This window comes from Citrobacter arsenatis (assembly GCF_004353845.1).
Lineage (GTDB): Bacteria > Pseudomonadota > Gammaproteobacteria > Enterobacterales > Enterobacteriaceae > Citrobacter > Citrobacter arsenatis.
Genome location: NZ_CP037864.1, coordinates 5,068,313 through 5,088,284 on the forward strand (window position 1 = coordinate 5,068,313; position 19,972 = coordinate 5,088,284).

At 54.0% G+C, this 19,972-nt stretch carries 20 protein-coding genes; 11 read left to right on the forward strand and 9 right to left on the reverse strand.

The annotated features are described in order from the left end of the window. Window positions 1-77: 77 nt before the first annotated feature. The 3 genes from E1B03_RS25425 to E1B03_RS25435 form a co-directional block, all read right to left on the reverse strand. Window positions 78-686 carry a glutathione S-transferase gene (locus E1B03_RS25425; RefSeq protein WP_103769444.1) on the reverse strand — a complete coding sequence of 203 codons (609 nt, stop codon included), beginning with the start codon at window positions 684-686 and terminating at the stop codon, window positions 78-80. A gap of 97 nt (window positions 687-783) precedes the next feature. Further along, complete coding sequence (locus E1B03_RS25430) at window positions 784-1,920, reverse strand: HlyD family secretion protein (RefSeq protein ID WP_103769443.1); 1,137 nt, start codon at window positions 1,918-1,920, stop codon at window positions 784-786. Between the two features lie 2 nt (window positions 1,921-1,922). After that, window positions 1,923-2,285: a DUF3302 domain-containing protein gene (locus tag E1B03_RS25435; protein ID WP_103769442.1), complete on the reverse strand. Its 363-nt coding sequence runs from the start codon at window positions 2,283-2,285 to the stop codon at window positions 1,923-1,925. Window positions 2,286-2,815: 530 nt separating this feature from the next. Here E1B03_RS25435 and mtlA point away from each other — a divergent pair. From mtlA to mtlR, 3 genes are all read left to right on the forward strand, one after another. Continuing rightward, window positions 2,816-4,732 (forward strand): PTS mannitol transporter subunit IICBA, encoded by a 1,917-nt coding sequence (gene mtlA / locus E1B03_RS25445; protein ID WP_103769441.1) that lies wholly within the window; start codon window positions 2,816-2,818, stop codon window positions 4,730-4,732. A gap of 230 nt (window positions 4,733-4,962) precedes the next feature. Continuing rightward, on the forward strand, window positions 4,963-6,111 hold the full coding sequence (mtlD, locus tag E1B03_RS25450; RefSeq protein WP_133087134.1) for a mannitol-1-phosphate 5-dehydrogenase: 1,149 nt from the start codon (window positions 4,963-4,965) through the stop codon (window positions 6,109-6,111). Then, entirely contained in the window at window positions 6,108-6,698 is a 591-nt protein-coding gene (mtlR, locus tag E1B03_RS25455) for a mannitol operon repressor MtlR (protein ID WP_103769439.1), read from the forward strand. The genes mtlD and mtlR overlap by 4 nt, the downstream gene beginning before the upstream one ends. A 12-nt stretch (window positions 6,699-6,710) precedes the next feature. On the opposite strand, the gene E1B03_RS25460 is transcribed toward mtlR, so the two are convergent. Beyond that, the gene (locus tag E1B03_RS25460) at window positions 6,711-6,917 is read right to left on the reverse strand and encodes a hypothetical protein (protein WP_003827334.1); all 207 of its coding nucleotides are present in this window, start codon (window positions 6,915-6,917) and stop codon (window positions 6,711-6,713) included. 292 nt (window positions 6,918-7,209) lie between these two features. Between E1B03_RS25460 and E1B03_RS25465 the strand changes: the two genes are divergently transcribed. From E1B03_RS25465 to trmL, 6 genes are all read left to right on the forward strand, one after another. Then, window positions 7,210-7,572 (forward strand): YibL family ribosome-associated protein, encoded by a 363-nt coding sequence (locus tag E1B03_RS25465; RefSeq protein ID WP_043018722.1) that lies wholly within the window; start codon window positions 7,210-7,212, stop codon window positions 7,570-7,572. Between the two features lie 262 nt (window positions 7,573-7,834). After that, entirely contained in the window at window positions 7,835-9,490 is a 1,656-nt protein-coding gene (gene lldP / locus E1B03_RS25470; protein WP_133087135.1) for an L-lactate permease, read from the forward strand. Continuing rightward, on the forward strand, window positions 9,487-10,263 hold the full coding sequence (gene lldR / locus E1B03_RS25475; protein ID WP_103769438.1) for a transcriptional regulator LldR: 777 nt from the start codon (window positions 9,487-9,489) through the stop codon (window positions 10,261-10,263). The genes lldP and lldR overlap by 4 nt, the downstream gene beginning before the upstream one ends. Beyond that, the gene (gene lldD / locus E1B03_RS25480) at window positions 10,260-11,450 is read left to right on the forward strand and encodes an FMN-dependent L-lactate dehydrogenase LldD (RefSeq protein ID WP_016154962.1); all 1,191 of its coding nucleotides are present in this window, start codon (window positions 10,260-10,262) and stop codon (window positions 11,448-11,450) included. The genes lldR and lldD overlap by 4 nt, the downstream gene beginning before the upstream one ends. 320 nt (window positions 11,451-11,770) lie before the next feature. Then, window positions 11,771-13,111: an MFS transporter gene (locus E1B03_RS25490; RefSeq protein ID WP_133087137.1), complete on the forward strand. Its 1,341-nt coding sequence runs from the start codon at window positions 11,771-11,773 to the stop codon at window positions 13,109-13,111. A gap of 46 nt (window positions 13,112-13,157) precedes the next feature. Continuing rightward, entirely contained in the window at window positions 13,158-13,631 is a 474-nt protein-coding gene (gene trmL, locus E1B03_RS25495) for a tRNA (uridine(34)/cytosine(34)/5-carboxymethylaminomethyluridine(34)-2'-O)-methyltransferase TrmL (protein WP_103769436.1), read from the forward strand. A gap of 85 nt (window positions 13,632-13,716) precedes the next feature. Here trmL and cysE read toward each other — a convergent pair whose 3' ends face one another. The 5 genes from cysE to E1B03_RS25520 form a co-directional block, all read right to left on the reverse strand. Further along, entirely contained in the window at window positions 13,717-14,538 is an 822-nt protein-coding gene (gene cysE / locus E1B03_RS25500) for a serine O-acetyltransferase (RefSeq protein ID WP_003024160.1), read from the reverse strand. Between the two features lie 77 nt (window positions 14,539-14,615). Continuing rightward, a complete protein-coding gene (gene gpsA, locus E1B03_RS25505; protein WP_043018726.1) occupies window positions 14,616-15,635 on the reverse strand; it encodes an NAD(P)H-dependent glycerol-3-phosphate dehydrogenase in 1,020 nt (339 codons plus the stop codon). Continuing rightward, on the reverse strand, window positions 15,635-16,102 hold the full coding sequence (secB, locus tag E1B03_RS25510; protein ID WP_003024155.1) for a protein-export chaperone SecB: 468 nt from the start codon (window positions 16,100-16,102) through the stop codon (window positions 15,635-15,637). Before secB ends, gpsA begins: the two co-directional genes overlap by 1 nt. Before the next feature lie 46 nt (window positions 16,103-16,148). After that, the gene (gene grxC, locus E1B03_RS25515) at window positions 16,149-16,400 is read right to left on the reverse strand and encodes a glutaredoxin 3 (RefSeq protein ID WP_003024152.1); all 252 of its coding nucleotides are present in this window, start codon (window positions 16,398-16,400) and stop codon (window positions 16,149-16,151) included. 51 nt (window positions 16,401-16,451) lie between these two features. Then, complete coding sequence (locus E1B03_RS25520) at window positions 16,452-16,883, reverse strand: rhodanese-like domain-containing protein (RefSeq protein ID WP_005120473.1); 432 nt, start codon at window positions 16,881-16,883, stop codon at window positions 16,452-16,454. Window positions 16,884-17,131: 248 nt separating this feature from the next. On the opposite strand from E1B03_RS25520, the gene gpmM reads away from it, so the two are divergent. Together gpmM and envC are read left to right on the forward strand one after the other, a co-directional pair. Beyond that, complete coding sequence (gene gpmM, locus E1B03_RS25525) at window positions 17,132-18,676, forward strand: 2,3-bisphosphoglycerate-independent phosphoglycerate mutase (RefSeq protein WP_040231588.1); 1,545 nt, start codon at window positions 17,132-17,134, stop codon at window positions 18,674-18,676. Between the two features lie 33 nt (window positions 18,677-18,709). Beyond that, window positions 18,710-19,969 (forward strand): murein hydrolase activator EnvC, encoded by a 1,260-nt coding sequence (gene envC / locus E1B03_RS25530; RefSeq protein WP_246044178.1) that lies wholly within the window; start codon window positions 18,710-18,712, stop codon window positions 19,967-19,969. Window positions 19,970-19,972 lie beyond the last annotated feature (3 nt).

A 19,972-nucleotide genomic window follows, 5' to 3' on the forward strand; every position in this document is an offset into this window, starting at 1 on the left:
CCACCGTGGAGAGGGATATCGATATAGGAAGGATTGTACCGTGACTTTCTTCAGGCGGACATAATGCGCATCAAGCCTTAAGCCTTTGGCGGTTCCGTGCGGGCAAAACTTTCGCGTTGAAAGAGCGTTTCCACGAGTTTGACCAGGCGCGGGCGATCAACACACCAGCCTGGCGCGACCCGACGGAAATTGAGATAACCGACGGCGCAGGCAATCGCGATGGTTGCCAGGTTAACCGTATCCGTTTTCAGCGTACCGTCCGCCAGATAGCTCTCCAGCATATCCAGACTACGGGTAATCTTTTCCCGCTGGCGTAACAGTTCGGTTTCTGACTGCTGGGCAGCGGGGCGAGCCTGTTCGCGCACCGAGACTAAACCGGCATCCATAATGCCATCTGCCAGCGCTTCCAACTGACGAACCTTCAGCGCCGCCAGCGGTTCACGCGGCAGCATGGCTGGCGCTATATCCAGCAGCTCGATGTATTCCGCGATGATCGGAGAGTCAAACCAATACTCGCCCTCATCGGTGACCAACGCGGGCACTTTTCCTAGCGGGTTATAGCGGGCCACGCCGCTATCCGCGTTATAGGGGAGTTCATTCACAAATTCGAAGGTGATGCCCTTTTCCAGTAACAGAATAGAAATTTTACGCACAAAAGGGCTGGTATAGCTGCCAATGAGTTTCATGCCGGGTCCTTTTTGCCAACAAAAAAGCTGCGCCCAACGAATGTAGGGCACAGCTTAGTATGGCTCAGGTCTGCACAAATGGCAGGTGATGACGGTCTCAATGATCCAAATAAAGGTAATGCATCCAGCTGGTCATGCGCAGCAGTACTTTACGCATTACCGACACGTGGGCGAAATGGTCGGAATAGACCGCCACCTGGGCATAGATACCGTCCGGCAGCGCATCCACATCGGCATTAGGATCCAGTTCAATGCTGGCGATGACACCATCCGAACCAGGTATGACCGTCAGTGACTGCAACGCGCCCTGTGCCTGGTAAGTCCCGCCCGGCACCACAGGCTGAATACCTGTCAGCTTACCGGTAAATACCTGACCAGGCAGCGCGTTAAACACCACTTCCGCTTCATCGCCCGGCTTCAGACGCAATAACGAGTTTTGACGAAATTGCGCAATAATCTGTCTTTTCTGTTCAGGAATAAACACCATCACCGGGCGCAAAGGCAATGCCGCCGCATAGGTCCCTGGGCGTATTAAAATCTGTGTGGCATAACCGTTACTGGGCGCACGAACGATAGTCTGATCAAGGTTATACTTTGCCTCAGCGAGCTGGGCACGCAGGGATGCAACCTGAGATTGCTCACCATTGACCATGCTGTCTAATTGGCTTTGAATCTGCGTCTGTTCCGCGACCGACCCTTTGACCAGCGCATCCTGGGCCAGATAGTTTTGCCGGGCGTTGTCGATATCGCTTTCAGAGAACGGGTTAACCTTCGCCTGGCTGCCCTTCAAATAACGTTGATAATCCTTATACAGACGGTCACGTTCCGCAGACACGCGGGTGGTATTGGCGACCGCTTCCGACAGTTGCGCTTTCAGATTGTCGATATTATGCGTCGCAGTCACCAGATCGGCCTGGAGTCTGTCAACGCGCGCCTGATAGCGGCCTGGATCAAGTTTAAATAGCACTTCGCCTTTTTTAATCAGCTGATTATTTTTATCAGTTACCTCACTAACAATTCCCGTGACCTGCGGAGTAATAGGAATTGAAATAACCGCTTTTTGCGCCGTAAAGGTATACGGATGGTTATAGTTCATTAATAAGATGAGTCCCGCCACAATAAACACGCCGCCTAATGCAGCGGTCGCAAGCGTCCATTGGTTTACCGGAATACGGAATATTTTAAAGATGGCCCAGGCGAATGCCACATAGGTCAGGACAATCAACAAATCCATGATTAAATCTCCGGAAAGGTGGAGTTATCGGTTTTATTCTCCCCATCCAGTCTTTTTTCCAACTGGGTGATGCGCGCTGTCAGCGCAGCAATCTCGGGGTCTGGTTCCTTTCCGGTCGGCGTGATGTGTGACTGCATGCCCCACCCACGCTCAGGCTGGTAGAGCGTGGCCCAAATCCACAGGAACGGCCAAATGGCATGGAGTGTAAACAGACTAATCCAACCCGCCGTATGGATGGCATCGGCATGGGGATGGTTGCGCTTCTTAGCCATATTATAGGGAATATCGTGGATGGCGATGATTCCATAAAACAGCACCAGAAATACGAAGATCAGCACGCCCAACGCGAAATAATTTAGAAACATACCTGCCTCGAATTCACGCTAATTAGAGTTTTTTTATGCCGGCAGCCGTATGCACCCAGGCTGATATTTTGAACATAACTGCAGTTTGGGGTTTTCGCCATACCACAAAAAAAATATTTTTTCTGGTGAGAAGTTGCTTTGTTTTGCAATAAAAATGTCGGGGGTAGAACCTGCTGTAGATCACATCCGATCAAATCCAGATGAAAATACTTTGCGATCTACATCACAAAGATTCAACAAACAGCAAAAACAAAAATGTGAATCAGTTCACATTTAACCGCCGTTTTTGGCGAATTCCGATCCTATGATGTTTTTTTGTACCGGTATTTTGTGATTAAGATCACATTAACTAACGCCATACACCCTATATTTACGTGACGAATATCACATAAAAGGCCGTCGACTGGACAGTTGAACGATTCAGTGCCAGATTTCGCAGTATCTACAGGGTCCGGCTACCTCCTGCCGCTACATTAACAAACCTCGGGCTTTCAGCCTGCGCGATAGCAAACATAAGAAGGGGTGTTTTTATGTCATCCGATATTAAGATCAAGGTGCAAAGCTTTGGTCGATTCCTCAGCAACATGGTGATGCCAAATATCGGCGCGTTTATCGCGTGGGGTATTATCACCGCATTATTCATTCCGACAGGGTGGTTGCCGAACGAAACGCTGGCGAAGCTTGTCGGGCCAATGATCACCTATCTGCTGCCGCTGCTGATCGGTTATACCGGTGGTAAGCTGGTTGGCGGCGAGCGTGGCGGCGTGGTTGGTGCTATCACCACCATGGGCGTTATCGTCGGTGCAGATATGCCAATGTTCCTCGGCGCGATGATCGCAGGTCCGCTGGGCGGCTGGGCTATCAAACATTTCGACAACTGGGTAGACGGTAAGATCAAGTCCGGTTTTGAGATGCTGGTGAATAACTTCTCCGCAGGCATCATCGGGATGATCCTCGCCATTCTGGCATTCCTTGGCATTGGCCCATTGGTTGAAGCACTGTCCAAAATTCTGGCGGCAGGCGTTAACTTCATGGTTGTCCATGACATGCTGCCGCTGGCGTCTATCTTCGTTGAACCGGCGAAAATCCTGTTCCTCAACAACGCCATCAACCACGGTATTTTCTCACCGCTGGGTATTCAACAGTCCCATGAGATGGGCAAATCCATCTTCTTCCTGATTGAAGCTAACCCAGGTCCGGGTATGGGCGTCTTGCTGGCATACATGTTCTTCGGTCGCGGTAGCGCTAAGCAGTCTGCGGGCGGCGCGGCAATCATCCACTTCCTGGGTGGTATCCACGAAATTTACTTCCCGTACGTGCTGATGAACCCACGTCTGATCCTGGCCGTAATCCTCGGTGGTATGACTGGCGTATTTACCCTGACTATCCTGAACGGCGGCCTGGTTTCTCCGGCCTCTCCGGGTTCTATCCTGGCCGTGCTGGCAATGACGCCGAAGGGGGCTTACTTCGCTAACATCGCCGCTATCTGTGCTGCAATGGCGGTCTCCTTTGTAGTCTCAGCCATTCTGCTGAAAACCAGCAAAGTGAAAGAAGATGATGACATTGATGCCGCTACCCGTCGTATGCACGACATGAAAGCGGAATCTAAAGGCGCATCTCCGCTGGCGGCTGGCGACGTGACCAACGACCTGAGCCATGTGCGTAAAATCATCGTTGCCTGCGATGCCGGTATGGGTTCCAGCGCCATGGGTGCGGGCGTACTGCGTAAGAAAGTGCAGGATGCCGGTCTGTCTCAGATCTCCGTCACTAACAGCGCGATTAACAATCTGCCGCCTGATGTGGATCTGGTCATTACCCACCGTGACCTGACCGAACGTGCAATGCGCCAGGTGCCTCAGGCACAGCACATTTCGCTGACCAACTTCCTCGACAGCGGCCTGTACTCCAGCCTGACTGAACGTCTGGTTGCGGCGCAACGCCACAATGTAAACGAGGAAAAAGTCCGCGATCACCTGAAAGACAGCTTTGAAGAGGGTGACACCCACCTGTTCAAACTGGGTGCGGAGAACATCTTCCTTGGCCGTAAAGCCACTAACAAAGAAGAAGCGATTCGCTTTGCCGGTGAGCAACTGGTGAAAGGTGGTTACGTTGAGCCAGAATACGTTGAGGCGATGCTGGACCGTGAAAAACTGACCCCGACTTACCTCGGCGAGTCAATCGCTGTACCGCACGGTACGGTTGAAGCCAAAGACCGCGTGCTGAAAACCGGCGTGGTGTTCTGCCAGTACCCGGAAGGCGTTCGCTTCGGTGAAGAAGAAGACGATATTGCCCGCCTGGTGATTGGTATCGCAGCGCGTAACAACGAGCACATCCAGGTGATTACCAGCCTGACCAACGCTCTGGATGATGAATCCGTGATCGAACGTCTGGCTCATACCACCAGCGTGGATGAAGTTCTGGAACTGCTGGCGGGTAAAAAAGCTTAACGGTTAAGTATCGCCAAAATAGTTCGAGCTGCAGGAAGGCGGCAACGCAGTGAATCCCCAGGAGCGTACATAAGTACGTGACTGGGGTGAGCGAGGAGAGCCAACGCATCTGCAGTTCGAAATATGAAGGCGATATCCTCTCCCTTGTGGAGAGGGTTAGGTTGAGGGGAAATCTATGCAGTCCCTCACCCCAGCCCTCTTGGGTAAAAACATTAATGAAGGTTAATACTATGAAAGCATTACATTTTGGCGCAGGTAATATCGGTCGTGGCTTTATCGGCAAACTGCTGGCGGACGCGGGGATACAGCTGACGTTCGCGGATGTAAACCAGGTCGTGCTCGATGCCCTGAATGCCCGTCATAGCTATCAGGTTCATGTGGTGGGTGAAAACGAGCAGGTTGATACCGTCTCCGGCGTCAACGCCGTGAGCAGCATCGGTGATGATGTCGTCGACCTGATTGCCCATGTAGATTTAGTCACTACCGCCGTCGGTCCGGTCGTGCTTGAGCGCATCGCTCCGGCCATCGCCAAAGGGCTGGTTAAACGCAAAGCGCAGGGCATCACGACGCCGCTGAATATCATCGCCTGTGAAAACATGGTGCGCGGAACGACCCAGTTGAAAGGCCACGTGATGAACGCGCTGGCAGATGAAGACAAAGCCTGGGTTGAAGAACATGTTGGCTTCGTTGATTCCGCCGTCGACCGTATTGTTCCCCCTTCCGCTTCAGCGACCAACGATCCGCTGGAAGTTACCGTTGAAACCTTCAGTGAGTGGATTGTCGACAAAACGCAGTTTAAAGGCGAACTGCCGAACATCCCGGGAATGGAATTAACTGATAACCTGATGGCATTTGTCGAACGTAAACTCTTCACGCTGAACACCGGGCATGCTATAACCGCGTACCTCGGAAAATTGACCGGTCATCAGACCATCCGTGACGCGATTCTCGACGAGAAAATCCGCGCAGTGGTAAAAGGTGCGATGGAAGAGAGCGGCGCGGTACTGATCAAACGCTATGGCTTTGATGCAGCAAAACATGCGGCATACATTCAGAAAATCCTCGGTCGCTTTGAAAACCCGTATCTGAAAGATGACGTTGAACGCGTGGGTCGTCAGCCACTGCGTAAGCTGAGCGCCGGCGATCGTCTGATTAAACCGCTGCTGGGCACGCTGGAATATGGTCTGCCGCACGCGAATCTGGTCACCGGTATTGCTGCGGCAATGCACTATCGCAGTGAGGAAGATCCGCAGGCACAGGAACTGGCCGCGCTGATCGACGAAAAAGGTCCACAGGCCGCGCTGGCGCAGGTTTCCGGTCTGGATGCCAACAGTGAAGTGGTGGCGGAGGCGGTTAACGCATATAACGCAACCAAATGATAGAGAATGCGGCGCAGGTCAGCCTGCGCCCAAATGACAGATTGTCAGATATGCAGGCAATAATGGAACAAACGCAGGCCTTTGAAAATCGTGTGCTTGAGCGTCTGAATGCTGGCAAAACCGTACGCAGCTTCCTCATCACCGCCGTAGAACTGCTCACCGAGGCGGTGAATATTCTTGTGCTTCAGGTATTTCGCAAAGACGACTATGCGGTGAAATATGCCGTAGAACCGCTGCTTGACGGCGATGGTCCGCTGGGCGATCTTTCCGTTCGCCTGAAGCTCATCTACGGTCTGGGCGTACTCAGCCGGCCGGAGTATGAAGATGCGGAGCTTCTAATGGCGCTGCGGGAAGAGTTAAACCATGACGGCAATGAATACGCGTTCACCGACGACGAAATTCTTGGTCCGTTTGGCGAGCTCCACTGCGTGACGGCACTCCCGCCGCCACCGCAGTTTGATACCTCAGACTCAGGTTTGCACGCGATGCAGATCCAACGCTACCAGCAGATGGTGCGCTCCACGATGGTACTTTCCCTGACCGAGCTGATTTCTAAAATCAGCTTAAAAAAAGCCTTTCAAAAATAAGACACTGCAGGCTTACTTCTCTTCCTGCTGCGGTCGATACAGTTGCCGATAATACGCCAGACGTTGCAGATACAGCTGCGCATTCTCCTGCGGTATTTCAGAAGGGACAACGTTGCGCGGCGGTGTCTTATTCAGATATTCGCGAAAAGCCTGGCTGGAAGCCATAAAATCGACCGTCTTATCAATCAGGACCGAAACGTTCTCACCTATTTTCGCCATAACCTTCCCTCCTCCATGTATTAACCGCACGCAGCCTGTGCGGTTGCTCATTTAAGTTTAGGATCGGTTGGGCGATTATATTGAGGAAAACGTGCTTCACTATGAACCCGCCAATAAAAAGCGCCATGGCCGATCTTATCGCTTAAAATTCCTTATTAATCAAAATAGTAGTATTATCATTAGCTGAATAATACTTGCAGCATTTGATTATTTATCTTCGATTAGTTGTGAATAATCCCGCTCTGCGCGCATACTATAGGATATTCATCCTATTTTTATCAGAAGCTATCCTATGAAAGAAGTCGAAAAAAACGAAATTAAACGCCTGAGCGATCGTCTGGACGCTATCCGCCACCAGCAGGCAGACCTGTCCCTGGTTGAAGCCGCCGACAAATATGCCGAGCTGGAGCAAGAGAAAGAAACTCTGGAAACCGAGATCGCGCGCCTGCGTGAAGTACACGGTCAGAAGCTGAGCAAAGAAGCGCAAAAGCTGACGAAACTCCCCTTCCGTCGTGCGATCACCAAAAAAGAGCAGGCCGACATGGGCAAACTGAAGAAGAGCGTGCGCGGCCTGATCGTCGTTCACCCGATGACCGAGCTTGGCCGTGAAATGGGCCTGAAAGAGATGACGGGCTTCGCGAAGAGCGAATTCTAATCTCCCACCGGGCAACATCCGCTTGCCCGGTCCTTCCCTTCCCCTCGCAATTGGCCCTACCAATTTTAGCCAGATCCTACCAGTACCTCACATTTCATTAAAATGTGAGTACAATACCGTTGCCAATAAATAACATTTGATTAACCATTCATTGTCATTACCCCTACACAACAATATTGGCAGGGCCACTTTTACACATAATGTGACCTGGAGATGAGCACAGACTCATCCCATTATGTCGGCGGCCCCCAGGAGACCTGCAATGAATCTCTGGCAACAGAACTACGACCCGGCCGGTAACATCTGGCTTTCCAGTCTGATCGCATCGCTCCCTATCCTGTTCTTTTTCTTCGCCCTGATTAAGCTCAAGCTGAAAGGCTATGTTGCTGCGTCATGGACGGTAGTGATCGCTCTGACGGTCGCCCTGCTGTTTTACAAAATGCCGGTCGATCACGCTCTGGCTTCCGTGGTGTATGGCTTCTTCTATGGTTTGTGGCCGATTGCCTGGATCATTATCGCCGCGGTGTTTGTCTATAAAATCTCGGTGAAAACCGGGCAGTTCGACATCATCCGCTCATCGATACTCTCGATTACGCCGGACCAGCGTCTGCAAATGCTGATTGTCGGTTTCTCCTTTGGGGCATTCCTCGAAGGGGCGGCAGGCTTTGGCGCACCGGTCGCTATTACCGCCGCACTGCTGGTTGGTCTTGGTTTTAACCCACTGTATGCAGCAGGCTTGTGCCTGATCGTAAATACCGCTCCGGTCGCTTTTGGCGCAATGGGCATTCCGATTCTGGTTGCCGGTCAGGTGACCGGGCTGGACAGCTTCGAGATCGGCCAGATGGTGGGCCGCCAGCTGCCGTTCCTGACCATTATCGTACTGTTCTGGATTATGGCGATTATGGATGGCTGGCGCGGCGTAAAAGAGACCTGGCCTGCGGTGATGGTCGCTGGCGGCTCGTTTGCTATCGCGCAGTATCTCAGCTCTAACTTTATCGGACCGGAACTGCCGGACATCATCTCGTCTCTGGTTTCGCTGGTCTGCCTGACGCTGTTCCTGAAACGCTGGCAGCCGGTACGCATCTTCCGCTTTGGCGATATGGGCGCTTCGCAGGTCGATATGGACCTGTCGCGCACCCGCTACACCGCTGGGCAGGTGGTACGCGCCTGGTCTCCGTTCCTGTTCCTTACCGCCACCGTCACGCTGTGGAGCATACCGCCGTTTAAAGCGCTGTTTGCGCCAGGCGGCGCGATGTACCACTGGGTGGTCAATATTCCAGTCCCGTTCCTCGACAAGCTGGTTGCCCGTATGCCGCCGGTCGTACACGAAGCCACAGCCTACGCGGCGGTGTACAAATTTGACTGGTTCTCGGCAACCGGTACCGCGATCCTGTTTGCCGCCCTGCTGTCTATCGTCTGGTTGAAGATGAAGCCGTCTGCTGCGCTGCAAACCTTTGGCAGCACGCTCAAAGATCTGGCGCTGCCGATTTACTCCATCGGCATGGTGCTGGCGTTCGCGTTTATCTCTAACTACTCCGGTCTTTCGTCAACCCTGGCATTGGCCCTGGCGCACACCGGCAGCGCATTTACCTTCTTCTCGCCGTTCCTTGGCTGGCTGGGGGTATTCCTGACCGGGTCCGACACTTCATCAAACGCACTGTTTGCCGCCCTGCAGGCCACGGCCGCTCAGCAAATCGGCGTATCAGACGTACTGATGGTGGCGGCAAATACCACCGGTGGCGTGACCGGCAAGATGATTTCTCCACAATCTATCGCTATTGCTTGTGCGGCAGTGGGATTAGTGGGGAAAGAGTCTGACCTGTTCCGCTTTACCGTGAAGCACAGCCTGATTTTCACCTGCATGGTGGGTGTGATCACCACGCTGCAGGCCTATGTCTTAACCTGGATGATTCCATGATAGTGATGCCCAGACGCCTGTCAGATGAAGTCGCATCTCGTGTGCGGGCGCTGATTGAAGAACAACAGCTGGAGGCGGGCATGAAGTTGCCCGCTGAGCGTCAGCTGGCCGTACAGCTCGGCGTCTCGCGTAACTCATTGCGTGAGGCGTTAGCAAAGCTGGTGAGTGAAGGCGTGTTGATTAGCCGTCGCGGCGGCGGGACGTTTATCCGCTGGCAGCATGAGGCCTGGTCTGAACAAAACATCGTGCAGCCGCTGAAGACCCTGCTGGCAGATGATCCCGACTACAGTTTCGATATTCTGGAGGCCCGACACGCCATTGAAGCCAGCACCGCCTGGCACGCAGCCATGCGGGCCACCGCCGCCGACAAAGAAAAAATCAGGCTCTGTTTCGACGCCACGCAAAGCGAAGATCCGGATCTCGCCTCACAGGCTGACGTGCGCTTTCATCTCGCCATTGCAGAGGCCTCACACAACGTGGTGCTGTTGCAGACCATGCGCGGTTTCTTCGACGTATTGCAGTCTTCGGTAAAACAGAGCCGCCAACGTATGTACCTCGTGCCCCCCGTATTTTCACAGCTGACGGCACAGCATCAGGCGGTGCTGGACGCCATTATCGCTGGCGATGCCGACGGGGCGCGTAAGGCCATGATGGCGCACCTCAGTTTTGTCCATACCACGATTAAACGATTTGATGAAGATCAGGCCCGCCAGGCGCGTATCACCCGCCTGCCCGGTGACTCTGGTGAAAATAGCAGGGAGAACAACACATGATTATTTCAGCAGCCAGCGACTATCGCGCCGCAGCCCAGCGCATCCTACCCCCTTTCTTGTTCCACTACATTGACGGAGGGGCGTACGCAGAGCACACCTTGCGCCGTAACGTGGCAGACCTGTCGGAAGTGGCGCTGCGCCAACGCGTGCTGAAGAATATGTCCGACCTGAGCCTGGAAACAAAGCTGTTCAACGAAACGCTCTCCATGCCTGTAGCCCTCGCGCCCGTCGGACTGTGCGGCATGTACGCACGCCGGGGCGAAGTTCAGGCCGCCGCCGCCGCAGACGCCAAAGGCATTCCGTTTACGCTTTCCACGGTATCCGTATGTCCTATTGAAGAAGTCGCCCCGACCATCAAGCGTCCGATGTGGTTCCAACTGTATGTCCTGCGCGATCGCGGCTTTATGCGTAACGCACTCGAGCGCGCCAAAGCGGCGGGTTGCTCCACGCTGGTCTTTACCGTCGATATGCCTACGCCCGGCGCACGTTACCGTGACGCACATTCCGGTATGAGCGGTCCAAATGCGGCACTGCGTCGCTACTGGCAGGCAGTCACTCATCCGCAGTGGGCATGGGATGTTGGCCTGAACGGTCGCCCGCATGATTTAGGCAATATCTCGACCTATCTTGGCAAACCCACCGGCCTTGAGGATTACATCGGCTGGCTGGCGAATAACTTTGATCCGTCGATTTCATGGAAAGACCTCGAGTGGATCCGTGAATTCTGGGATGGCCCGATGGTGATCAAAGGGATCCTCGATCCTGAAGATGCTCGCGACGCTGTACGCTTTGGCGCGGATGGGATTGTTGTCTCTAACCACGGTGGCCGCCAGTTAGACGGCGTGCTGTCTTCTGCTCGCGCGTTGCCCGCCATTGCCGATGCAGTAAAAGGCGATATCACCATTCTGGCAGACAGTGGGATCCGCAACGGTCTGGACGTCGTGCGCATGATTGCACTGGGCGCGGATAGCGTGCTGCTGGGCCGTGCCTATCTGTACGCGTTGGCGACCCACGGCCAGGCAGGGGTGGCGAATCTGCTGAATCTGATCGAGAAAGAGATGAAGGTGGCAATGACCCTGACCGGTGCGAAGTCGATTAGTGAAATCAGCCGTGATTCGCTGGTACAGGAACTGGGTAAGAGCCTGCCTGCCGCGCTGGCTCCTCTGGTTCAGGGTAGCGCAGCGTAGCAACATCCCCATAAAACCCTATTTTCTAAATGGTCGGCCTGTTCTCAGTCCGACCATTTTTTATCCAAAAATAACGACCAGTTAACATTTACGACCAATATATTTGACAACTTTTTATCCACCTGCCAAATGTATATACAAGCTAATACAACAGCATTTTATACATGTACCCTAAATAATTCGAGCTGCAGGAAGGCGGCGACGCAGCGAATCTCAGGAGCGTACATAAGTACGTGACTGGGGTGAGCCAGTAAAGCCAACGCACATGCAGCTTGAAGTATGACGGGTAGATAACAACCATCATAACGGGCGAGGGTGACATGGCTTATTCCGGAAAAGTGAATATCCAGCAGGCGATAGATGACAGTCCTTTTTCGCGCTTCCACTGGGTCATTATTGTGCTGGGCTTTCTGGTTTTAGCCATCGACGGCTTCGATACGGCGGCGATGGGTTATATAGCCCCCACGCTCTCAGCCGACTGGGGCATCAAGAAGCAGGATCTCGGACCGGTGTTAAGCGCCGCGCTATTGGGCCTGTCATTTGGCGCCCTGCTCGCCGGACCGATTTCCGATCGTATGGGTCGTAAGCGTGTCCTGGTCTTTTCCTGTCTGTTCTTTGGTCTCGCCAGTCTGGGAACTGCCTATGCCCAAACGCTGAATATGCTCACGTTTTGGCGCTTTCTCACCGGGCTTGGGCTTGGCGCGGCAATGCCCAATGCCATCACTCTGGTATCAGAATTCGCGCCGAAACGCTGTCGTTCAATGGCAATTAACACCATGTACTGCGGCTTTCCGTTAGGTGCTGCGGGCGGCGGTGTGATCTCCTCCTGGCTAATCCCCAACTACGGCTGGCACAGTGTTCTGCTTGCCGGTGCGATCGCCCCGCTGGCCCTCACCGTACTACTGGTGCTGTTCCTGCCGGAATCGGTTAAGTATCTGGTTCACCACGGTAAAGGGGTGGCACAGGTTAAACGCATTGCTCAACGCTTTATGTCGGGGAGTCTGGAACAGGTTACCCAGTTTTATCTGGATGAAGATCGCGTCACGGTCAAAAAAGGCAGCGTGGCCCAGCTATTCAGTATGCCCTGGCTGCCGGGCACGCTGATGCTCTGGACCACCTATTTTATGGGGCTGGTTATCTATTACGTGCTGCTGAGCTGGATGCCAACGCTGATGCTGGGCATGGGCTATCCGCTGGCCGAATCCGCCTGGCTGACGTCACTGTTTACCTTCGGTGGTACCGCGGGGATCCTGCTGGCTGGTTGGTTAATGGACCGCTGGGAGGCACACAAAGTGGTGTCACTCGGCTTTATGCTGACGATGCTGTTTGCCCTCGCTCTCGGGTTTGAACATAACCACATCATCCTGTTTGGCGCACTGATCTTCCTGATGGGCATTACCATGAACGGCGCGCAGTCCGGGCTACAGACGCTGGCCGCAACGTTTTATCCAACCCACTGCCGCGCAACGGGCATTGCCTGGATGCAGGGCGTGGGCCGCTTCGGCGGCGTAGCCGGAACGATGATGAGCGCCCAACTGCTTTCCCTGCAATGGCAGGCAGACAGCATCTTAATGTTCCTCAGCCTTCCGGCGCTGGTCGCCGCTGCCGCGACGATTTACAAGCTACAACGCTATAAACCGCACGCGTTGACCGTCGCATAGTACCCGCTCTTTCTGCTATTCTGCCCCCCGTTATCAAGGGGGCAGTATGCTTAACATCGTTTTATTCGAACCAGAAATCCCGCCAAATACCGGCAATATAATCCGTCTTTGCGCCAACACCGGCTTTCGTCTGCATATTATTGAGCCAATGGGCTTTACCTGGGACGACAAGCGCCTGCGTCGTGCGGGGCTGGATTACCATGAATTTACCGCCGTGCTGCGCCACCCTGACTACGCCGCTTTCATCGCCGCGGAACATCCGCAACGTCTGTTTGCCCTGACCACCAAAGGTACGCCAGCGCATAGCGCGGTAAGCTATCAGGATGGGGATTATCTGATGTTTGGCCCAGAAACACGCGGCCTGCCAGCCAGCATTCTCGACGCGCTGCCTGCCGAACAAAAAATTCGTATTCCGATGATGCCGGACAGTCGCAGCATGAACCTGTCAAATGCGGTGTCGGTGGTGGTGTATGAGGCCTGGCGCCAGCTAGGTTATCCCGGCGCGGTATTGCGTAGTTGATTTTTGTCGGATGCGGCTAGCGCCTTATCCGACCTACGAGGTTTGTAGGCCCGGTAAACGCAGCGCCACCGGGCATGGCGCGAAATCAGATGCCATCGCCGTATTCGAAAGTATGATGAATCCCATTGAAATGCTGATCCATATCCATGGACGGCTTATCGCTGTCTGGCTTACCGACGATGCGTGCCGGAACGCCTGCCGCAGTGGTGTGTGGCGGGACGGGCTGTAAAACGACGGAACCAGCGCCAATCTTCGCGCCGCGCCCGACTTCAATGTTGCCGAGAATTTTTGCTCCCGCGCCAATCATCACCCCTTCACGTATTTTCGGATGACGATCGCCACCGGCTTTACCGGTCCCGCCCAGCGTGACAGATTGCAAGATAGAGACGTCGTTTTCAATCACCGCGGTTTCACCAACCACAATACCGGTAGCGTGATCGAGCATGATCCCACGGCCAATTTTTGCCGCCGGGTGAATATCGACCTGGAAGGTAACGGATACCTGATTCTGCAGGAAGATCGCCAGCGCCTGACGCCCCTGATGCCACAGCCAGTGACCGATACGGTAGGCCTGAAGCGCATGAAAACCCTTCAGGTACAGAAGTGGGGTGGAATATTTATCGACAGCCGGGTCACGCGTACGTACCGCCTGAATATCACAGGCCGCTGAGGCAATCATTTCAGGATCGGCGGCATAGGCCTCTTCCACGACTTCGCGAATCGCAATGGCAGGCATGATCGGAGAGGCGAGTTTATTCGCCAGCATATAGCTTAGCGCACTGCCGAGGTTTTCATGCTTGAGCAGCGTTGCGTGGTAAAAACTGGCCAGCATTGGCTCACATTCCGCCAGTGCCCGGGCTTCCGCTTTAATGTTTTTCCAGACGATATCCAGTTCTTCACACGGCATTGCGTACTCCAGAAGGTAGCAAAACGACCGACCCGTTCTTCGCGGGTCGGGTCGTTATATTCAACAGTTCCTTACAGCTAGTGGCGACTCAGCTCGTCCTTGCGCGCACGGCCTAATAACGTCAATGCTGCCTCGCGCGCGTTTTTTCCGCAATACAATACTTGATAAATTTCCTCGGTTATTGGCATCTCAACACCAAAACGGTGCGCCAATTCACGAACTTCTTTCGTATTGCGGTAGCCTTCAACCACCTGACCAATCTTGTCCTGCGCACCCTGCACGTCCATCCCCTGGCCGAGCATCATGCCAAAACGACGGTTACGCGACTGGTTGTCAGTACAGGTCAGCACCAGATCGCCTAAACCCGCCATCCCCATAAAGGTGGCAGGATCGGCACCCAGCGCCGCGCCAAGACGGGACATTTCGGTCAGTCCACGGGTGATCAATGCGGTTCGCGCATTCGCGCCAAAACCGATGCCGTCGGACATCCCCGCGCCAATCGCGATGACGTTTTTCACCGCGCCGCCCAACTGCACGCCAATGAAATCCGGATTGCTGTACACGCGGAAGCTTTTACCGCAGTGCAGTAACTGCTGGAGATCGTCAGCAAAGGTGTCGTCCGTCGAGGCCAGAGAAATCGCCGTCGGCATGCCCGCGGCCAGCTCTTTGGCGAACGTCGGACCGGAGATGACCGCCAGTGGAATAGAATCCCCCAGCGCTTCACGCGCAACGTCCTGCAACAGGCGCCCCGTCTCCGCTTCCAGACCTTTTGTCGCCCAGACCAGCCGCGCGTCAGGACGCATCAGCGGTTTGATGTTACGCAGCACTTCGCCAAAGACGTGGCTCGGCACCACCACCAGAATATTACGACTGGCGGCCAGCGCAGTGGCTAAGTCACTTTCCAGGCGCAGTGTTTCAGGAAAAGGCACGTCAGGGAGGAACGCGACGTTGCAGCGATCGTGCTCGAGGGTCGCGATATGTTTCGGGTCATGGCCCCACAGGACAACCTGATGGCCATTTCTTGCCAGGGTGATGGCAAGAGCGGTGCCGTACGAGCCGGCACCAATCACAGTCATTGAAGCATTACTTTGGTTCATCAGGCATCCTGATGTTCTTCAGTACCTTCGCCAGCCTGCTGCTGTAAATAGTTCATGAACAGCGCATCAAAGTTGACCGGCGCAAGGTTCAGTTGCGGGAATGTACCGCGTGAAACCAGGCTGGTGATGCATTCGCGGGCATACGGGAACAGAATGTTCGGGCAGTATGCACCAAGGCAATGCGCCATCTGAGTCCCTTCAATACCACTGATGGAGAAAATACCGCCCTGCTGAACTTCGCACAGGAACGCAGTTTCTTCGCCCAGTGAAGCCGTTACGGTGACACGCAGCACTACTTCATACACATCATCTGCCAGTTGGGTAGATGCGGTATCAAGATCCAGTTTAACCTCTGGCTGCCAATCTTTCTGGAAAACATGCGGTGCATTAGGCGCTTCGAAAGATACATCCTTGGTATAGATACGTTGGATCTGGAAAGCCATTTCAGTGTTATTTTGTTCTGACATGTTTAGAAAACCCTTAGTGTTGTCCTTTAAATACTTTCAGTACGCCTTAACGCAGCAGGGGATCCAGTCCACCACGCGCATCCAACGCATACAAGTCGTCACAACCGCCAATGTGCTGTGCATCAATAAAAATCTGCGGAACCGTCGTACGGCCACTGCGTTTGATCATCTCTTCACGCTTTACGGCATCGCCATCAATCGGAAGTTCCTGGAAACTCACACCCTTGCTGTTCAACAGCGCCTTTGCGCGATGGCAAAACGGGCAGGTTGCTTTGGTATAGATCTCAATATTGGCCATGACTTATCTCCAGTGTTCTTTTACCCTGCGGTATGAAAGAAGACGGGTAAATTACTTGCCGCGAACCAGTGGCAGATTCTCACCACTCCAGCCCGCTACACCGTCTTTCAGTACAGATACCTGCTCAAAACCGGCTTTAATCAGCGCAGTTGCTGAATCCTGGCACTGCATGCCTGAGCCATCAACCACAATAACAGGTTTGTTTTTGTGTTTTTCCAGCTCGCCAAAATTATTGGCTTTGATTTCGCTCGGCAGCAGGTTAGTGGAGCCTGCGATATGACCTTTACGGAAGTCGTCGCGCTGACGTAAATCCACAATCACCGCATCTTCTTTATTGATAAGACGTGTCGCTTCTCCGCGTGTAATCACCTTAACTTTCGAAGTCAGGCTCTTAAACGTGGTAAATAATACAGCCGCCAGTAACGCAATCCAGGCGATACTCAATACAGGGTGGCGACTAACAAATTGCATAATTTCTTGCATGGGGGGTAACAACTCCCGACTCAGTGATTAAAAAACCAGGAAAGGAGTATACCTGCGCGTTGGCGCAAATACAGCCAGAGCGTGCATTGGATTGCATTTTTGCGGGGCGCTACGGAAAAAAAAACGTAAATCCGCGCCCTCTGCGGTGCGCTCTGGTCGATTATTTGATCTTCTGGGGCTACTTTATCGATTCAGCTGTAGTAAAATTACGCAATTATTTTTTATCTATTAAGTGTGAGGTTGTCGCAATGTCGGTTTCTAAAAAACCTATGGTACTGGTGATTCTGGATGGCTACGGTTATCGTGAAGACAGCCAGGATAACGCCATCTTTAATGCCAAAACCCCGGTAATGGATGCCCTGTGGGCAAAACGTCCGCATACCCTGATTGATGCGTCTGGCCTGGAAGTCGGCCTGCCCGATCGCCAGATGGGCAACTCCGAAGTGGGCCACGTCAACCTGGGCGCGGGCCGCATCGTATATCAGGACCTAACCCGTCTGGATGTTGAAATTAAAGAGCGTACTTTCTTCGCTAACCCGGTGCTGACCGATGCGGTCGACCAGGCAAAAAATAGCGGCAAAGCGGTACACATCATGGGTCTGCTCTCTGCTGGCGGCGTTCACAGCCACGAAGATCACATCATGGCGATGGTAGAAATGGCCGCTGAACGTGGCGCTGAGAAAATCTATCTGCACGCTTTCCTTGATGGCCGTGACACCCCGCCGCGCAGCGCTGAACATTCACTGCAGAAATTCGAAGAGAAATTTGCCGCGCTGGGCAAAGGCCGCGTAGCGTCCATCATCGGTCGTTACTACGCGATGGACCGCGACAACCGCTGGGATCGCGTTGAACAGGCTTATGACCTGATGACGCTGGCAAAAGGCGAGTTCCAGTTCGCTACGGCGGTTGAAGGCCTGCAGGCTGCTTATGCCCGCGACGAAAACGACGAATTCGTGAAAGCGACCGTGATCCGTGCTGAAGGCCAGGCTGAAGCCGCCATGGAAGACGGCGATACGCTGATTTTCATGAACTTCCGTGCTGACCGTGCGCGTGAAATTACCCGTGCGTTTGTTAACGCTGACTTCGACGGCTTCGCCCGTAAGAAAGTCGTTAACCTCAACTTTGTGATGCTGACCGAATACGCGGCCGACATCAAAACTGCGGTAGCTTACCCACCAGCGTCTCTGGCTAACACCCTTGGCGAGTGGATGGCGAAAAACGACAAAACGCAATTGCGTATTTCCGAAACCGAAAAATATGCGCACGTGACCTTCTTCTTCAACGGCGGCGTAGAAGAGCCGTTCAAAGGTGAAGATCGCATCCTGATCAACTCGCCGAAAGTCGCGACCTACGACCTGCAGCCGGAAATGAGCTCTGCTGAGCTGACCGAAAAACTGGTTGCTGCGATTGAAAGCGGGAAATACGACACCATCATTTGTAACTACCCGAACGGCGATATGGTTGGCCACACCGGGGTGATGGAAGCCGCGGTGAAAGCGGTTGAAGCGCTGGATCATTGCGTTGAGCAGGTGGCTAAAGCGGTTGAATCCGTTGGCGGCCAGCTGCTGATCACCGCAGACCACGGTAACGCAGAGCAGATGCGCGATCCGTCTACCGGTCAGGCACATACCGCGCATACCAACCTGCCAGTTCCGCTGATTTATGTCGGTGGTAAAAACGTCAAAGCAGTCGAAGGCGGCAAACTTTCTGATATCGCCCCGACAATGCTGACGCTGATGGGTATGGAAATCCCGCAAGAGATGACTGGTAAGCCGCTGTTCATCGTGGAATAATCCCTCCCCATGAGGGGAAAGGCGATTAATACCATCACTCGGGCCGTGAAACTGCGTAAGTTTTCAGTCAGGCCTCTGTTCTACGCCAGCGCGCTTAGCGCTGGCGTATTGCTGTGCGCCTTTTCCGCCCACGCGGACGAACGCGACCAGCTCAAATCAATTCAGGCCGATATCGCGGCAAAAGAACGCGCGGTACGCCAGCAACAACAACAACGCGCCACCCTCCTCGCTCAACTTAAAGCCCAGGAACAGGCCATCGCCGTTGCCGCCAGGCAGTTGCGCGAAACACAAAACTCACTGGCACAGCTAAACGCGCAGATCGCAGAAATGAACGCCGCGCTCGCAAAGCTGGAAAAACAGCGAGCCGCGCAAGAACGCAGCCTGGCAGCCCAACTCGACGCAGCGTTTCGCCAGGGCGAACATACCGGCATTCAGCTCATTCTGAGCGGTGAAGAAAGCCAGCGTGGGCAACGCCTGCAGGCCTATTTCGGCTATCTGAACCAGGCGCGGCAGGAAACCATCGCGCAGCTGAAACAAACCCGCGAAGAGGTAGACTCGCAAAAAGCCGAGCTGGAAGATAAGCAGAGCGAACAGCAGACGTTGCTGTACGAACAGCGTGCTCAGCAGGCTAAGCTGGAGCAGGCGCGTAATGAACGCCAGAAAACGCTCTCGGGTCTGGAGTCATCGATTCAACAGGGCCAACAGCAACTGGGCGAAATGCGCGCCAACGAATCACGCCTGCGCAACAGCATTGCTCGCGCCGAAGCCGCAGCCAAAGCACGCGCGGAACGTGAAGCCCGCGAGGCGCAGGCCGTACGCGATAAGCAGCAGGATGCGTCACGGAAAGGCTCAACCTACAAGCCAACCGAAAGCGAAAAATCACTGATGTCCCGTACCGGTGGTTTAGGTTCGCCGCGCGGACAGGCATACTGGCCTGTTCGTGGTCCAACCCTACATCGTTATGGCGAACAGCTGCAGGGTGAGCTACGTTGGAAGGGGATGGTTATTGGCGCATCTGAAGGTACCGAAGTTAAAGCCATTGCCGATGGTCGCGTCATTCTGGCGGACTGGCTGCAGGGCTATGGCCTGGTGGTCGTCGTTGAACACGGTAAAGGCGATATGAGCCTGTACGGTTATAACCAGAGCGCACTGGTCAGCGTCGGTACGCAGGTACGCGCCGGACAGCCTATTGCACTTGTGGGTAGCAGCGGCGGTCAGGGCAGGCCGGCGCTCTATTTCGAAATTCGTCGCCAGGGTCAGGCGGTCAATCCACAGCCGTGGTTGGGAAGATAAGTT

Coding starts and splice junctions, on each gene's coding strand:
- E1B03_RS25490 (WP_133087137.1), top strand. CDS start 11,771: ATGGCTTATTCCGGAAAAGTGAATATCCAGCAGGCGATAGATGACAGT.
- E1B03_RS25425 (WP_103769444.1), bottom strand. CDS start 686: ATGAAACTCATTGGCAGCTATACCAGCCCTTTTGTGCGTAAAATTTCT.
- gpsA (WP_043018726.1), bottom strand. CDS start 15,635: ATGAACCAAAGTAATGCTTCAATGACTGTGATTGGTGCCGGCTCGTAC.
- lldP (WP_133087135.1), top strand. CDS start 7,835: ATGAATCTCTGGCAACAGAACTACGACCCGGCCGGTAACATCTGGCTT.
- E1B03_RS25435 (WP_103769442.1), bottom strand. CDS start 2,285: ATGTTTCTAAATTATTTCGCGTTGGGCGTGCTGATCTTCGTATTTCTG.
- E1B03_RS25430 (WP_103769443.1), bottom strand. CDS start 1,920: ATGGATTTGTTGATTGTCCTGACCTATGTGGCATTCGCCTGGGCCATC.
- secB (WP_003024155.1), bottom strand. CDS start 16,102: ATGTCAGAACAAAATAACACTGAAATGGCTTTCCAGATCCAACGTATC.
- trmL (WP_103769436.1), top strand. CDS start 13,158: ATGCTTAACATCGTTTTATTCGAACCAGAAATCCCGCCAAATACCGGC.
- lldD (WP_016154962.1), top strand. CDS start 10,260: ATGATTATTTCAGCAGCCAGCGACTATCGCGCCGCAGCCCAGCGCATC.
- grxC (WP_003024152.1), bottom strand. CDS start 16,400: ATGGCCAATATTGAGATCTATACCAAAGCAACCTGCCCGTTTTGCCAT.
- E1B03_RS25465 (WP_043018722.1), top strand. CDS start 7,210: ATGAAAGAAGTCGAAAAAAACGAAATTAAACGCCTGAGCGATCGTCTG.
- lldR (WP_103769438.1), top strand. CDS start 9,487: ATGATAGTGATGCCCAGACGCCTGTCAGATGAAGTCGCATCTCGTGTG.
- E1B03_RS25520 (WP_005120473.1), bottom strand. CDS start 16,883: ATGCAAGAAATTATGCAATTTGTTAGTCGCCACCCTGTATTGAGTATC.
- cysE (WP_003024160.1), bottom strand. CDS start 14,538: ATGCCGTGTGAAGAACTGGATATCGTCTGGAAAAACATTAAAGCGGAA.
- mtlR (WP_103769439.1), top strand. CDS start 6,108: ATGATAGAGAATGCGGCGCAGGTCAGCCTGCGCCCAAATGACAGATTG.
- gpmM (WP_040231588.1), top strand. CDS start 17,132: ATGTCGGTTTCTAAAAAACCTATGGTACTGGTGATTCTGGATGGCTAC.
- mtlA (WP_103769441.1), top strand. CDS start 2,816: ATGTCATCCGATATTAAGATCAAGGTGCAAAGCTTTGGTCGATTCCTC.
- E1B03_RS25460 (WP_003827334.1), bottom strand. CDS start 6,917: ATGGCGAAAATAGGTGAGAACGTTTCGGTCCTGATTGATAAGACGGTC.
- mtlD (WP_133087134.1), top strand. CDS start 4,963: ATGAAAGCATTACATTTTGGCGCAGGTAATATCGGTCGTGGCTTTATC.